The sequence below is a fragment of the Cupriavidus basilensis genome (assembly GCF_029335485.1).
GTDB lineage: Bacteria > Pseudomonadota > Gammaproteobacteria > Burkholderiales > Burkholderiaceae > Cupriavidus > Cupriavidus basilensis_E.
On record NZ_JARJLM010000713.1, the window covers coordinates 1 to 14,626 of the forward strand.

The following is a 14,626-nucleotide window of genomic DNA, read 5'->3' on the forward strand; positions in this document are numbered from 1 at the left end:
TGTTGCGCCGTTACCGGGCAATTGCGGCTTCCGGCACATAGACCATCGAGCCGTCCTGCAGGCGATACGCCACGCCGGCCTTGGTGCCGTCGCCGCTGCCCACCTGTCCGCTGGCCTGGTAGCGCACGACCTTCTCGCCCTGTTTCGAGACGATTTCCATATTGGGCTTGCCAGGATTGGTGATGACCGTGACATCCGCGTGCGTGAACGGATTCATCGGGTTCTGCGCGATCGCCACCAGCAACGCGGCGATCACCACCAGGAACACATCGATCAGGTTGACCACCGACAGGATGGGATCGTCGGCTTCGCTTTCTTCCAGGAACTTCATGCGCCGGCCTCCCACTGCGGCTGGTGCCGGCCCAGCCACACCAGTTCCTCGGCCAGCCAGCGGCGCCGTACATTGACCACCCAGAAGGTGATGCTGGCCGCGATCAGCGCGAGGATCACCGCGGAGAAGGCGATGGTGAGGTTCTCGCCCACGTTGGCGAGGTTGCCGCCCGACAGGCCCTTCAGCGCGGGGCCCATCGGGATCATGGTGGCCACCAGCCCGAGCATGGGCGCCACCCGCGTGGCGATGCGCGGCCACTCCAGCAGGCGGTGCGCGGCCACGTCCAGCGTGTCCGGATCCTTGACGCGGTGGCGCAGCGCGTACGCCACCAGCACATAGCCCCGCCCGCTATCGATGGTGTTGCGGCGGCGCTGCCAGCCTTGCATGGCGAATTCGCCGAGCGCCCAGAAGGCGTAGAGGAAGAGCAGGCCGATCAGGGCCAGCGTCGGGTACAGGAACAGCTGGCCGACGTCGTACATCAGGGTTTCAAGCAGGGTAGGGGTCATGATGGCTCAGTGGGTTTTTGTCCGTTGCGGGAAGAAGGGCGCAGCGCCGGCGCGGCGGCGCGCGCTGATGGCGCCACCGAGCACGGCCCCGGCCAGCGCAATGCCGGCGGCGAGCCAGGACAGTACCGGCACCAGCGCCGCGGCGGGCGGCTTGCGCTGCACCAGCTGCATGCCTTGCACCGGCATGGTTTGCGATGGCGGGGCCGGCTTCGGTTCCGGCCTGGGTGCGGCTTGCGGCGGCGTTCCCGCGCTTGGCGACGGCGGCGCCGCCGCAGCCTTTGGCGCGCCCGCCGGCGGCGCGGCGGGCGCTTGCGTGCCATAGCCCGCGGCACCGGATACCGCGGCCTGCTGTTGCACGTAGCGCTTGAAGCTGCGGTTGCCGCTGCGGATATCGTGCCGCTGCGACAGCACCTGCCAGCGTTCGGCCAGCGTCTTCAGCAGCGCCGGATCGGCCTTCCAGTAGCCTTTGCGCGCCGCTTCCAGCATGCGCTCGATCACCTGCGCCTGGGCCTGCGGCGCGTTCTTCTCGAACCATTCGTCGAGACCGAGCTGGTGCTTGTCCTTGACGTAGACCTCGGCGAACTCGGTCCACTGGTCGTCGCGCACGATCTCCGGCGCAACCGCGGTCCAGCCCCAGAAATTGTTGACGGTGTCGAGCACATTGAGCGCGCCGCCATAGCCTTCGGCTTTCATGCCTTCGATCCAGCCGGGATGGAAATAGCGCGTGCGCAGCTCGGTGGCGAGGAACGACGCGGCCGTCTCCGTGCGCGCGTTGTTCGCATCGCGCAGGTTGGAGATCAGCAGCTCCGGCGCCTTGCCCGTCAGGTGGCGCACCGCCAGGCCGATGCCGCCGAGATACTGGAAGGGATCGTCTGTGGTCAGCATGCCGTAGAGGTTGGAGCTGCGCGCCAGCAGCGCGCCTTGCACGCCCTTGAGGTTCTCGGCGTAGAGGTTGAGCTGCGGCAGCTTTTCGCCCCAGCTCTTCTCGTCGGGCCCATAGCCGTACTGCATGCGCGCGAGGTAAAGGCCGGCGAGCCTGGCATCCGCCTGCTTGCCGCTGCCGAAGCTGTCGCTGGCGAGCGTGGCATCGTTGAGACCGGTGCCGTAGTTGCCGGATTCGCTGGCGAAGATGCGCGTCAGCGCCAGCGATTCGATGCGCTCCGGGCTCATGTCCGATTCCCTGATTTGCGCCAGCCGCGCGCGCACCGCGCGCGTGCCCGCGGCCACGGCGTTGTCGGGTTCGGGCTGCGCGGCGGCCAGCCTGACCGCTTCGGCCAGCCACTTGATCAGGTTGGGGAAGTGATCGCGGTACAGGCCGGTGGCTGACAGCACCACGTCCACGCGCGGGCGCTTGAGCTCGGCGGCGGGAATCGCTTCCACGCCGGCCACGCGGCCGCCGCTGTCCCATGTCGGACGGATGCCCATGGCGGCCAGCGCCTGCGCCTCCAGCATGCCCTGGTGGCGCATGGCCTCCACGCTCCACAGCGAGAAGGCCAGCTTGGCGGGCCATTTGCCGTGGCGCTTGCGCCAGTCGGCGATCATGGCTTCCGTCGCCGCCTGCCCGGCCTGCCATGCCTCGCGGCTGGGCAGCTTGGAAGGATCGAAGCCATAGAGGTTGCGCCCGGTCGGCAGCGCGTCGGGATTGCGCACCGGATCGCCGCCGGTGCCGGCCAGCACGTAGCGGCCGGCCAGCGCGGCAAGCACGGCCTCGCTCTCGGGTGTAGCGTCAAGGCTGGCGTAGAGCGCGCGGGCACGCTGCATGTCCTCGCGCTGCCCGGGGTCGGCGAGCCCGTCGAGCGGCGCGCCGTCGATCGCGTAGCGCCGCAGCATGGCGTAGGGCGCGGATTGCGCAAGCTGCCTGTAGTCGAGCGCGAACAGTTCCTCCGGCTCGTCGGGAAACACGCGCTTCAACCAGGGCTGGCCGAGCATGGCCATCACCGTGTACAAGCGCAGCGCCGGCTCCTGCGACTGGCCGAACGTATGCAGTCCGTATGGCTGCAACGCACCGGCAAGTTCATGCAGATGCGTGTGCAAGGCATCCAGGTATTGCGTGAACTGCGCGCTCGCGCGCGCCTGCGGCCAGCCCATGTCGTCGAGCAGGTGCATGCGCGCGCTGCGCCCGAGGATATCGTCGCGCAGGGCGTCCTTCACCGCGCCGTCGTCCTGCTGCAGGTAGCTGTGCAACTGGTCGTGCAGCGCCGACAGATCGCTGTGCAGGCCCGCCGGCTTGAACGGCGGCGTCTGGTGGCTGACGATGGTGGCGCGGCCACGGCGCCTGGCCTGCAGCGCTTCGCCGACGTCGTCGACGATGTAGGGATAGATCACCGGCACACTGCCGAGCACGAGGTAAGGCTGGTCGGTCACGGACAGGCCGCGCTCCTTGCCGGGCGTCCATTCCTGCGTGCCGTGCGTGCCGTAGTGCACCAGCGCCTCGCGCCCTTCGCGCGCCCACAGGTAGGCCGCCATGTAGAAATGATTGAGCGGCGTGCTGGTGGAGTGATAGAGCGCCTTCTCGGCGGCTTCGTCGCGCTCGCCGCGCGGCGGCACCGGAATCAATGCCACGTTGCCGAGCTGCAGGCGCGGAATGGCGAAGCCGGCCACGCCATTGCGCCGGATCGACATCGGCGAGGCTTCCGGCTCGCCCCAGCGTGCGCTGACCTCGGCGCGGAACGCGGCCGGCTGCGCGTCGTACCAGCGGCGGTATTGCGCCATCGGCATCCACGCCGCGCGATCCGCATCGAGCATGGGGCCAAGCTGCCCGCCGCGATAGAAGGGCGCGAGCAACGCGCCCAGCTCGCGCTGCAGCGTGAGCTCGTCGGCGGCCTCGGTGCGGTAGCCCGCCGCGTGCAGCGCGGCCAGCGTGGAGGACAGGCTGCGCGGCAGGTTGAGAAAGGATGCCGACAGGTTCTTCTCCCCGGCCGGATAGTTGTAGAAGAGGATCGCCACGCGCTTGCCGGCGTTCGGCGTGCGCTGCAGGCGCGTGAGCGCCAGCGCCTTGTCGGCCACGGCGTCGAGCTGCGCCGGCAGGCTGACGATGCTGCCATCCTTGTGCGACGTGGCGGCGGCCAGCATCGGGTCGCTGACACCGGCAAGTTCGGGTTGCACCAGGTAGAAGGGCGTATCGGTCAGGCTGATGCCATGCGGATCGCGCTCCCAGTCCTGCGCGTCTCCCTTGCGGTAAGGCATGACCTGCAGCACCGGAATGCCTAGCGTTTCGAACTCCGCCTTGCGGCCCGCCGCATTGAGCATGATCTGGCCGTTGATGAGCACGTCGACGATGCGCTTGCCGCCGGGCGCGGCCATGCGCAGCACGCCGTCCGCATCCATCACCGGGCTGTAGAAGGCCAGCGCACGCGCGCCGCGTGCCTCGATGCGCGCGATCAGGTCGTCGATGAAGGCGCTGTCCAGGCCGGACACGTAAGCCTGATGGATGGCGACGCCGATCACTGGCGCGCCGGCGAAGCCGGAAGCCTTGAGCGCTTCGTCCGGCGAGACGGTCACCACGCTGGCGAGACGCGGATGGTAGTAGGCCGCCTTCGGAAACACTACCGGCGCGGGAATGCCATTGTCCGCGCGCAGCCTGAACTGCTGCGCGGCCAGCGTGCGCATCATGGCGTCGAAGTTGGCGCGGCCGCCGTTGACGTAGTACGCATGCAGCCTGGCGCCGAGCGCCTGATCGAGGCCATGCGCCTCGAAGCGGTCGGTGGCGAGCAGCAGGCGCGGCACGCGCGCGCTGGTCCATTGCGGCCCGAGCCTGGCCAGCATCTCGGTGACGATGTGGTCGCGCGGCGCGTCCAGGATCAGCAGCGCGGCGCCGTCGATGAACGGCGCCACGTCCTGCGCGCGCATGCGTTCGAGATAGCGCGCGTCCAGCGTCATGCCGTGCGCGCGCGCCATCGCCTGCAGCGGCTCGAACTTGCCGGCGGGCACCGGCGAGGTGGTCAGCACGGCAATCTTCGGCTCGGCCCGGGCTTGCTGCATGCCGAGCGCGAACAAGGCGAGCCACAGCAGGCACAGCGCGCGGATCAACCGCGTCTTTGTCTTGTGTTGTGGGGACATGGTCGGATTCGCCTCCGCTCAGAACGACAGCTTCACGCTGGCGGCAAAAGTACGTCCGGGCTGCGTATGAAAATCCAGGCCGGGCTCGCTGGCGGCCACGCTGCCCTGGCGCACATCGCCCCACAGCCAGTACTTCTTGTCGAACACGTTGTTCACCGACAGCACCAGGCTGGCGTAGCGGTTGAAGCGCCACCAGCCTTGCAGGTCGACCACACCGTAGCCACCCGGCTTGAAGTAGGTGAAGGTGCTGTCATCGGTACGCGTCACGGCGCGCGCGCCGCGCCAGCGCAGGCTCGCGCCCTGGCCCTGGCTGCTGCTGCCGCGCTCCCACGTCAGCGCGGCGCTGGCGCGCAGCGGCGAGACGCTGTTGATGGGCTGGCCGGTCTGCTCGTTGTTGCCGTGCGCGTAGGCCACCGCGCTGTCGACGCGCCACTGCGGCAGGAAGCGGTAGCTGCCGCGCCATTCGGCGCCGTAGATGCGCACGCTGCTCTGGTTGCGGTATTGGTAGGTCGCACGCAGGCCGGCAAGGCAGTTGGGATCGGACGGGCAATTCAGCGCGACTTGCTCGATGAAGTCCTTGTAGCGGTTGTCGAAGACCGCGACGCTGGTCTGCACGCGTTCATCCGTGTAGCGTGCGCCGATTTCGAACGAGCGGCTCTTTTCCGGGTTCAGGTCGCCATTGGGCGCGGCGCCGTAGCCCTGGATGGTGTTGCGGAAGCTGCCATTGACTTCCTGGTAGTTGGGCGCGCGGTAGCCGAATACGTACTGGGCCCACAGGTTGACGCGCTCGGTGGCTTGCCACAGCGCGGAGAGCTTGGGCGACAGCGCTGAATCGCGCTTGGAGATGGCCGGCTTGGCTGCCACGCTGTTGTAGAGCTTGTCGTCGTCCGGGCCGAGCACGTAGTGGTCGAAGCGCAGGCCTGGCGTGAGCGTGAAGCGCCCGCCGGCGAACTGCAGTTCATCCTGCACGAAGATGCCGGTCTGGCGCGTTTCGCCCTTGGGAAAATCGTGGATCGGGAAGTTGTCGCCGGCCAGCGATTTCGACACCACGCCGGTGGTGCGGTTGTAGGTGGTGCCGTCGCGCATCTCGCGGGTCTGCGTGCGCAGGAAATCCACACCGGTAATGAGCCGGTGACCGAGCCAGCCCGTGGTGAACGCCTTGTCGGCCTGCAGGTTGAAGCCGGTCTGCTGCTGGCGGAAGCCGAACAGCAGGTTCACGTCGCACAGGCTGCTGCCGCGCGTGGAGCCCGAGCAACCGGCGCTGGTGTTGCTGCGCACCTGGTTGGTCACGGTGTTGGATTCGCTCTCCTGGTAGAACACCGCCGCGCCCAGGCGATCGACGATATGGCTGGCCGGCTTCCATTCGTAGTCCAGGCTGACGCGGTTGCGCGACAGGTCCTCGGTGCCGCTGGCGGAAGTCACGCGCGGCAGCGCGGTGGACAGGCGGCGGATGTCGGTAAACGTATCGTTGTCGCGATGCTCGTAGGTCAGCCTGAGGCGATGGCCCACGGCAGGGTCCAGCACGATCTTGCCAAGCCACGCATTGGTCTCGCTGTTCTGTGGATTGGCCTTGGTGCGGCCGGTGGATGTAGAGTCGTCGCCGCCCATGCTTTCCACCTCATGCCCCTTGCGGTGGGCGTACATGAACAGGCCCTTGATGGTCTCGTTGCCGCCCGCCACGCCCGCGCTCTGGCCGAAGCTGCGGTCGATGCCGTTCCACGACAAGCCCGCTTCGCCGCCCACCGCGCGGCCGCGCATGATGTCCTCGGGGTCCTTGGTGACATACGACACCACGCCGCCGATGGCATCCGAGCCGTACAGGCTGGAGGCCGGCCCGCGCAGCGCTTCAACCCGCTTGAGAAAGGAGAACTCGGGCGCGTCGCGGGTGGCGCTGGACAGGTTGGAAGGGCCGCCGCCGTTGTAGTAGTCGGGCAGGCGCACGCCGTCGACCATCAGCAGCACGCGGTTGCCCTCGATGCCGCGGATATTGATGCTGCCGGCGCCAAAGCGGCGCCGGTCGCGCGGCACGTCGATATCGGGTTCGTCGGCGAACAGGCCGGCCTCGTCGACCGGCTGGGCGCGCTCGATACGGCTGGCATCGATGGCGGTGATGGTGGAGGCGACGGCATCGGCGCGCTCCTCCGTGCGGGTGGCGGTGACCACCACCTCGCTCAAGCGGCGGGCCGGATCGGCATCGGCGTCGGCAGCCATGGCAGGACCGCCAAGGGTGGCGCAGATGGCGATGGGCGTGACTCGGACAGAGGCGCGCAAGCGCGCCAGACAGCGGCGTTTCATGGATTTTCCCCAAAAGAAAACGAAACGCTGGCTGGCGGACACCGGGTTGGAACGGCTGGCTGGCGTAGTGTGGTGCAGACGCAAGGAGCGCCTGATTTATTTGAGAATAAGAATTATTCTCAACTTTTAGCAGAAAGTAAAGCCTCCTCGGGGAAGGAGCGTATGGGGCGCCGACGAACGGTAGTCACTCGCCGGAAGCCGCCGTCGCCCCTGACCGACGCCCCCGCCCGTTTCCGGGCCACCCCAGCCGCTCGCTACCATCGGCGCAACGCAGAAAATCGCCACTCACTTTGGGAAACTTCTGCTTGTTCGTGACCGTTTGGCTTTCTACAAATAATGACACCACCAAAAGGCGAGAGGTGTTGCAAAGGCACGACCAACAGGAATCCGCCACAGTGAAAGGAGTTTGTTAATGGTCCGCCCGCTTGTGATTCTGCTGTCGTCCTTTTTTTGGGTCTTGTCGTGTCACGCAGACACGGCGACGAATCTTGGAGCCCAAAAGAAGGATCACTCTTCCACGGACATCAACTGGAGCAAGAGCGCCGTTCAAGACATCACGCGCGCGCACGAAATCATCGGGGAGGGACATCCTGGCGTTCTGGACCCGACGGATCACGGCTTTCAACAGTGGTTTAAGCAGGGGTACGACGAAGCGATAGCGCTCGCCCTCCGTGCGGATTCAGAGGGCAAGGCGTTGGCCGCGTTACGCTTCTACATCACGGGCTATAGGGATGGACATCTGGTTGTATGGAAGGAAGGCCAAGTCAGTGAGTCCCCTCGCTGGGCGGGATGGATCGTGCAACGCCGCAATGGCAAGTACCGCGTTGCGGCCCGGGCCCCGGACTGGCCCGTCGACGTGCCCGAAGTGGGCGACGAACTGCTTTCCTGCGATGGCCAGCGCATTGACGATTTGCTGGTGGAAAAAGTCGCTCCATTCGTGGATAGACGCGTGGGCCTGGAGGGCTCGCTGTCTCGTCTTGCGCTGCATCTGACCAGTGAGCCGCACTACGAAACGCTGTGGGAGCCTTTGCGGTTGAAGCACTGCGAGGTTCGATCCTCTTCAGGGAAAATTCGCCAGTTCTTGCTGAAGTGGCAGCCCTTCACGGAGGCGTTTCAAGCGATGACTAGGCCGGCGATGCCACGCCAGGGTATCAAGCAACTACGGCAGGGCATCCACTGGATTCATGCTACGGATTTCACCTTGTCGAGTAGCAAAGACATCGCATCGTTCGAAAGACTGATGAACAAGGTCCGGGGCCTGGGAGAAGCCGATGCCGTGGTGCTTGACATACGAGGCAATAACGGCGGAAGAACGTTGGTAGGCTACCAAGTCCTGTCGGCGCTATTCAAGGATGCCATAAAGCGGACACCCTCATCCGAACAAGTAGAGTCCAAGGCGTACTGGCGCGTTTCTGCGACCGCCCGCGAAGCGCTTGAGGCACACAAGACGGAGCTCACTCAGACGGAAGGCCCGGCAAGCCTGACTTACAGACTCCTGGACACCCTCCTGTCCCGCATGAATGAAGCCGCATCGCTCGGCCAGACGTTCATCGAGCAAATGGATGTGCCGCTGGATGAACTGGCTGAGCCTGGCCGTCCCTTTGCCGGCAAGCTTGTACTGGTCGCGGGCTCGAACTGCGCGAGCGCTTGCCTGGACTTTGTGGACATGGTGTTAAGCATTCCCGGAGCGGTTCACGTTGGGAGCGTGACCAGCGCGGATACGCGATATTCGGACATAGCGGACGTATCGCTTCCAAGCACGGCGAAAATGTGGATTCCACTCAAGGTTTGGAGGAACCGTAACCGCGGAGACAATGAGCCTTATGTGCCGAAGTTCACCTTCGACGGCGATCTCAACGATACAGCGGCTGTTCAGGCATGGGTTGTGAACAGCATATTGCCAGCCGTCAAGAATGTGTCAATCAAGTGAATTCGTATCTGCAAACGGCTGCAGATTTGCTGTTTGCCAGTAGCGCGCATCGCCATTGCACATCGACCAGGAACGATTGCCATTGCGCGGGGAATACTTGGGCTCCGCTTGGCGGGCCCAAGTAAGAAAAAAACTTAGTGCTGCTGCGCCGGCTCCCCGCCCACCAGCGCCGGCAAACGATTGCCTTCGGCGTCGATCTGCAGCGGGCCGGTGCCCGAGAAGCGATCCAGCGCCAGGTAGATCACCGGCGTGATGAACAGCGTGATCACCTGCGAGAACAGCAGGCCGCCCACCACCGCCAGGCCCAGCGGCTGGCGCAGCTCGGCGCCCGCGCCCAGGCCCAGGGCCAGCGGCAGCGCCCCCATCACGGCGGCGAAGGTGGTCATCATGATCGGGCGGAAGCGCAGCAGGCAGGCCTGCCGGATCGCGCACGCGGGGTCCATGCCCTGCTCGCGCTGCGCCGCCAGCGCGAAGTCGATCATCATGATGGCGTTCTTCTTGACGATGCCGATCAGCATCAGCACGCCGATGGTGGCGATCAGCGACAGCTCCACGTTGAAGATGAACAGCGTGAGCAGCGCGCCGACGGCCGCAGACGGCAAACCCGCCAGGATGGTGAGCGGGTGGATATAGCTTTCGTACAGCACGCCCAGCAGCGTGTAGATCACCGCGATGGCTGCCACCAGCAGCAGCACCTGGGTCGCCTGCGACGACTGGAACACCGCCGCATCGCCACCCCAGCTGGTGAAGATCGAGGTCGGCATGGCGACCTCCTGCTTGTAGGCGTCGATCCTGGACGAGGCATCGCCCAGCGCCGCGCCCGGCGCCAGGTTGAACGACACCGTGACCGAAGGCAGCTGGCCCTGGTGGTTCACGGCGATCGGGCCAACCCGGCGCTCGGTGGTGGCGAAGGCCGAGAGCGGCACCATCTGCCCGGTCTTGCTGCGCACGTAGATCTTGGAGAACGCGGTCTCGTCGGCGCGGTCGATATCGGCGGCCTGCAGGATCACGTAGTAATTGTCGATCGGCGTGTAGATGGTGGACACCTGCCGCTCGCCAAAGGCGGAATACAGCGCCTGGCGCACGTCCTGGATCTGCACGCCGAGCGCGTTGGCCTTGTCGCGGTCGATGGAGAGCTGCGCCTCCAGGCCCGACTGCTGCGAATCGCTGGTGACGTCGCGGAACAGGGGGTCGGCGCGCATCCTGACCATCAGCTTGTCGGAGTATTCCTGCAACTGGCCGGGCTTCACGCTTTGCAGCGTGTACTGGTAGCGGCTCTTGCTCTGGCGGCCGCCCAGGCGCAGGTTCTGCACCGGCGAGAAGTAGACCGCCAGGCCGGCGACGCCGGCGACGTCGCGGCGCAGCGATTCCACCACCTTGGCCATGCGGGGCCGCTCGCCGAGCGGCTTGAGCTCCACGAACATGCGGCCGGTGTTGATGGCAGGGGAGGGGCCGCCGCCAATCGACACCACGATGCTCTTCACCGCGGGATTCTTGCGCATGCGCTCGGCGGCATTGCGCAGGCGGTCGGCCATGGCGTCGAAGGAAATATCCTGCGGGCCTTCGGCGTTGACCTGGATCTGGCCGATGTCTTCTTCCGGGAAGAAGCCCTTGGGAATGGTCGCGAACAGCACGGCGGTCAGCACGAAGGTCAGGCCGGCCACCGCCAGCACCGACTTGCGGTGCGCCAGGCACCAGTCGAGCCCGCGCGCGTAGCGGTGCAGGGTGAACTCGAACAGGTTCTCGAACCACTGGGTGGAACGCAGGCCGATGGTCTGCTTCTGCGCGATCGCCGGCGCATGGCTCGCGCCGGCGCGATCGCCATAGGCGTGCTGCGACTCGTCGATCGGCACGTTCTCGGCCGACAGGAAGCGCGCGCACAGCATCGGGATCAGCGTCAGCGACACCACCGCCGAGACCAGGATGGACAGCGACACCACCGCGGCGAACTCATGGAACAGCAGGCCGATCACGCCCGGCATGAAGAAGATGGGGATGAACACCGCCACCAGCGAGATCGAGATCGAGAGGATGGTGAAACCCATCTCGCGCGAGCCGGCCAGCGCGGCCTTGAGCGGAGGCACGCCTTCCTCGATGTGGCGCACGATGTTCTCCAGCATCACGATGGCATCGTCCACCACCAGGCCCACGGCGAGCGTGATGGCCAGCAGCGAGACGTTGTCCAGGCTGTAGCCGAAGGCCTTCATCAGCGCCACCGTGCCGATCAGCGAGATCGGCAGCGACACGGTCGGGATCAGCGTGGCGGCGGCGCGGCGCAGGAACAGGAAGATCACCATCACCACCAGCCCGACGGTCAGGGCCAGCGTGAACTGCACGTCGTGGATGGATTCGCGGATCGACTGCGAGCGGTCGTTGACCACGTTCACATTGACCGAGTCCGGCATCTGCTGGATCAGGCGCGGCAGCGCCTTCTTGATGGCGTCCACCACCGCCACCGTGTTGGCATCGGGCTGGCGCAGCACGGCCAGCACGATGGAGCGCTCGTTGTTGAGCCAGCTGCCGGTCTTGATGGTCTCGACGCTGTCCTCCACCTCGGCGACGTCCGACAGGCGCACCAGCGCGCCGCTGGGCTGGCTGGCCACGATGATGTTGCGGAAGGCATCGGCGCTGGCGAGCTGCCGGTTGGCCTGGATGGTCAGCGTCTGGCGCGCGCCGTCGAGCGTGCCCACCGGCGTGTTGGCGTTGGCGCGGTTCAGCGCGGTGGCCAGCTCGTCGAGCGTGAGGCCGCGCGCGGCGAGGGCGTCCGGGTGGGCGCGCACGCGCACGGCGAAGCGCTTCTGCCCGAACACCTGCACCTGCGCCACGCCCGGCAGCGTGGCCAGGCTGGGCGAGATCAGGTTGTCGCCGAAGGCGTTGAGCTCGGCCAGGCTCATGGCCGGCGAATTGATCGCCAGCAGCAGCACCGGCGCATCGGCCGGATTGACCTTGCGGTACGACGGCGGCACCGTCATCTCGATCGGCAGCGCGCGCTGGGCGCGGAACAGCGCCGCCTGGACGTCCACGGCCGCGGCGTCGATGTCGCGGTCGTTGTTGAACTCGATGGTGATGCTGGAATTGCCGAGCGTGTTCGACGAGCTGATCACCGACACGCCGGGAATGGTGGCGAACTGCTTTTCCAGCTGGGTCGCCACCGAGGCGGCCATGGTCTCGGGGCTGGCGCCGGGCAGCGTGGCGGTGACCTGGATCACCGGCGAATTGAACGACGGCAGCGCCGCGATGGGGATGGTGGGATACAGCGCGATGCCGGTGACGATCACCGCCAGGCACAGCAGTATCGTCATCACCGGACGGCGAATACAGAGCTCGGACAGGTTCATGGTGTCAGTGTGGTGTCAGTGCCCTGGGCTCAATGCTTGCCGTTGGCGGCGGCGGCGGCTGCGCTGGCGGCATCCGCCTTGCCGGCGCCCGCGGCGGGCGCCACCTCGCGCACCAGGCTGCCCGCGCGCAGGTTCTGCGTACCCTCCACCACCACGCGCGTGCCCGGCGGCACACCCTCGATCACGGCGGCGCCGGCGGTCGAGACCCGTACCGTCACCGGCATCGGCTTGACGCGGCTGTCGGCCTGCACGGCGTAGACGAAGCGCCCCTCGGGACCGGTCACCACCGCCTGCGGCGGCACCGAGAGCGCGCCCTTCAGGGTCTGCACCACGGCCTCCACGTTGGCATAGGTACCGGGCCACAGGCGCTGCTCTTCATTGTCGAACTGCGCCTTGATGCGGATGCTGCCGTACTGCGGGTCCACCGTATTGTCGACAAAGCTGATCTTGCCGGTCACCGGCGTCTTGCTGCCGTCGTTGGGCAGCGCGGTCACCGTCACCGGGCCGGCGCGCAGTGCCTCGCGCAGCGCCGCCAGCTGCCGCTCGGGCAGGGTGAAGGTAACGGCAATCGGCTGCACCTGGGCAATGGTGACCATCGGCAGGGTGCTGGTGGGCGTCACCAGCGAGCCGGGGAACATATTGATCACCCCGGTACGCCCGCCGATGGTAGCGCGGATGGCGCCGTAGCTGACCGCCACGCGGCTGGCCTCGATGGCGGCCTGGTCGGCGCGGATGGTGGCTTCGAAGCCGTCCTGCTTGGCCTGGGCAGTGTCCACCGCGCTCTTGGAGATGAAGTTGCGCTCCAGCAGCTCGTTGCTGCGCGCCAGCGTGCGGCGCGCATCGTGCAGATCGGCCTGGTCGCGCATCAGCTGGGCCTGCGCCTTGGCGAGATTGGCCTCGTCCATGCGGGTATCGAGCGTAAAGAGCAGATCGCCCGGCTTGACGGTCTGTCCCTCCTTGATATGGACCGCCCTGACCGTGCTCGACACCTGCGGGCGCACTTCCACCGTAGCCAGCGCGCTCACCGTGCCATTGGCGGTGACCCGCAGCGGGATGTCTCCCTGCTGCACCACGGCAGTGCTCACCACCACCACCGGCGCCGCCTTGGGCGCGGGCCTGGGCGCCAGCCAGGCACGCCAGCCAAGCCACCCGCCCACGGCCAGCGCCGCCAGGATCGCGCCGGTCAACCATGGCGAAACACGCCCCTTGCCGGTCCCCGTGGCCGGACTCCACTTACCGTCGACAAAGCCCTTGGCCTGGTCGATCCCGTTCGTTTTCATGTGTGGACTCTCTTACAGTGCGCGCACGAAGCGCCCGCTCCCCGGCGGCCCGGTTTCTGGGAACCGGTGCCGCGCCGCGACAAACTGCTACTAGTACAGGATCAAGCGCTCAGGCCGCTAGTGCCGGCCCCATGTCTGGCATTACAAAGTATTACAGCACGGGGATATTGCCTGCTTGTATCGCGAGCCAAACATTATCAGAAAAGCACGCTCTGGCGTCCATTGCGGCGCCGGGCGTTGATGCTTTCCATCGACACTTCGCGCGGTCCCGGCGCGATGCGTACCGCGGCGCCGGCCTGGAGCTCGCCCGGCGTCTCCACGCTCAGGTAGATGCCGGAATAGCCGCTTTGCACCATATCCCTGACCGCATGACGGTAACCCATCGCGGCATTGAACTTGTAGCAGGGCTGGCGGGGAGACTCCACCTTCAGCACCACCTCGCCGATCAGCAGCCGGTCGCCGATCCATAGGCCGGTCTCGAGCAGGCCTTCCAGGGTCAGGTTCTCGCCCATGGCGCCGAAGGAGAGCGGCTTGTCGGCGTCGGGCAGGCGCGCTTCGCGGCGCCGTTCGTTCCACCAGGCATAGTGCTCGGCCGGGTAGGCGTAGACCGCCTTGTCCAGGCCGCCATGCACGCTCAGGTCGGCCTGCTCGTCGCCGGCCACGCCGAGCGGGCGCACCTGCACCGCAAGCGGATGCAGCAGGGTGCTGAGCGGATGCTTGCGGATGCCCGACATCACTACCGCTTCGGTTCCCACGGCCGCCACGAACAGCGGCACGGCCTTGCCCGTACTGATGGCAAGCAGGCGTACACCCGTGGATTCGCTCATGCTCCCCCCTTTCGATGCCTTTGATTATTGTTTGCCTTGCATCTTAACGCGGCGCGTGGG

8 protein-coding genes are annotated in these 14,626 nt (G+C 66.6%); 1 reads left to right on the forward strand and 7 read right to left on the reverse strand.

What is annotated here, in order from left to right; translation table 11 throughout:
- Positions 1 to 10: 10 nt before the first annotated feature.
- Genes P3W85_RS43825 through P3W85_RS43840 form a run of 4 tightly spaced genes read right to left on the reverse strand, consistent with a single transcriptional unit; the run spans position 11 to position 7,191 of the window.
- Positions 11 to 331 (reverse strand): DUF2149 domain-containing protein, encoded by a 321-nt coding sequence (locus tag P3W85_RS43825; protein ID WP_017225148.1) that lies wholly within the window; start codon positions 329 to 331, stop codon positions 11 to 13.
- The gene (locus P3W85_RS43830) at positions 328 to 837 is read right to left on the reverse strand and encodes a MotA/TolQ/ExbB proton channel family protein (RefSeq protein WP_035807707.1); all 510 of its coding nucleotides are present in this window, start codon (positions 835 to 837) and stop codon (positions 328 to 330) included. Before P3W85_RS43830 ends, P3W85_RS43825 begins: the two co-directional genes overlap by 4 nt.
- Positions 838 to 843: 6 nt before the next feature.
- Complete coding sequence (gene cobN / locus P3W85_RS43835; RefSeq protein WP_276269416.1) at positions 844 to 4,896, reverse strand: cobaltochelatase subunit CobN; 4,053 nt, start codon at positions 4,894 to 4,896, stop codon at positions 844 to 846.
- Positions 4,897 to 4,914: 18 nt separating this feature from the next.
- Complete coding sequence (locus P3W85_RS43840; protein WP_276269417.1) at positions 4,915 to 7,191, reverse strand: TonB-dependent hemoglobin/transferrin/lactoferrin family receptor; 2,277 nt, start codon at positions 7,189 to 7,191, stop codon at positions 4,915 to 4,917.
- 412 nt (positions 7,192 to 7,603) lie between these two features.
- Here P3W85_RS43840 and P3W85_RS43845 point away from each other — a divergent pair, with 412 nt between their 5' ends.
- On the forward strand, positions 7,604 to 9,121 hold the full coding sequence (locus tag P3W85_RS43845; protein WP_276269418.1) for a S41 family peptidase: 1,518 nt from the start codon (positions 7,604 to 7,606) through the stop codon (positions 9,119 to 9,121).
- A gap of 134 nt (positions 9,122 to 9,255) precedes the next feature.
- Here P3W85_RS43845 and P3W85_RS43850 read toward each other — a convergent pair whose 3' ends face one another.
- The 3 genes from P3W85_RS43850 to P3W85_RS43860 all read right to left on the reverse strand — a co-directional run bounded on the left by P3W85_RS43850 (position 9,256) and on the right by P3W85_RS43860 (position 14,566).
- The gene (locus P3W85_RS43850; protein WP_276269419.1) at positions 9,256 to 12,459 is read right to left on the reverse strand and encodes an efflux RND transporter permease subunit; all 3,204 of its coding nucleotides are present in this window, start codon (positions 12,457 to 12,459) and stop codon (positions 9,256 to 9,258) included.
- A 29-nt stretch (positions 12,460 to 12,488) separates the two neighbouring features.
- Positions 12,489 to 13,739: an efflux RND transporter periplasmic adaptor subunit gene (locus tag P3W85_RS43855; protein ID WP_276269420.1), complete on the reverse strand. Its 1,251-nt coding sequence runs from the start codon at positions 13,737 to 13,739 to the stop codon at positions 12,489 to 12,491.
- Positions 13,740 to 13,936: 197 nt separating this feature from the next.
- Complete coding sequence (locus P3W85_RS43860) at positions 13,937 to 14,566, reverse strand: MOSC domain-containing protein (protein WP_276269421.1); 630 nt, start codon at positions 14,564 to 14,566, stop codon at positions 13,937 to 13,939.
- Between the last annotated feature and the right edge of the window lie 60 nt (positions 14,567 to 14,626).

What these genes read in the sequence shown, in the direction of transcription:
- P3W85_RS43860 (WP_276269421.1), bottom strand. Translation starts at nt 14,566, where the DNA reads ATGAGCGAATCCACGGGTGTACGCCTGCTTGCCATCAGTACGGGCAAG.
- cobN (WP_276269416.1), bottom strand. Translation starts at nt 4,896, where the DNA reads ATGTCCCCACAACACAAGACAAAGACGCGGTTGATCCGCGCGCTGTGC.
- P3W85_RS43850 (WP_276269419.1), bottom strand. Translation starts at nt 12,459, where the DNA reads ATGAACCTGTCCGAGCTCTGTATTCGCCGTCCGGTGATGACGATACTG.
- P3W85_RS43830 (WP_035807707.1), bottom strand. Translation starts at nt 837, where the DNA reads ATGACCCCTACCCTGCTTGAAACCCTGATGTACGACGTCGGCCAGCTG.
- P3W85_RS43845 (WP_276269418.1), top strand. Translation starts at nt 7,604, where the DNA reads ATGGTCCGCCCGCTTGTGATTCTGCTGTCGTCCTTTTTTTGGGTCTTG.
- P3W85_RS43825 (WP_017225148.1), bottom strand. Translation starts at nt 331, where the DNA reads ATGAAGTTCCTGGAAGAAAGCGAAGCCGACGATCCCATCCTGTCGGTG.
- P3W85_RS43840 (WP_276269417.1), bottom strand. Translation starts at nt 7,191, where the DNA reads ATGAAACGCCGCTGTCTGGCGCGCTTGCGCGCCTCTGTCCGAGTCACG.
- P3W85_RS43855 (WP_276269420.1), bottom strand. Translation starts at nt 13,739, where the DNA reads ATGAAAACGAACGGGATCGACCAGGCCAAGGGCTTTGTCGACGGTAAG.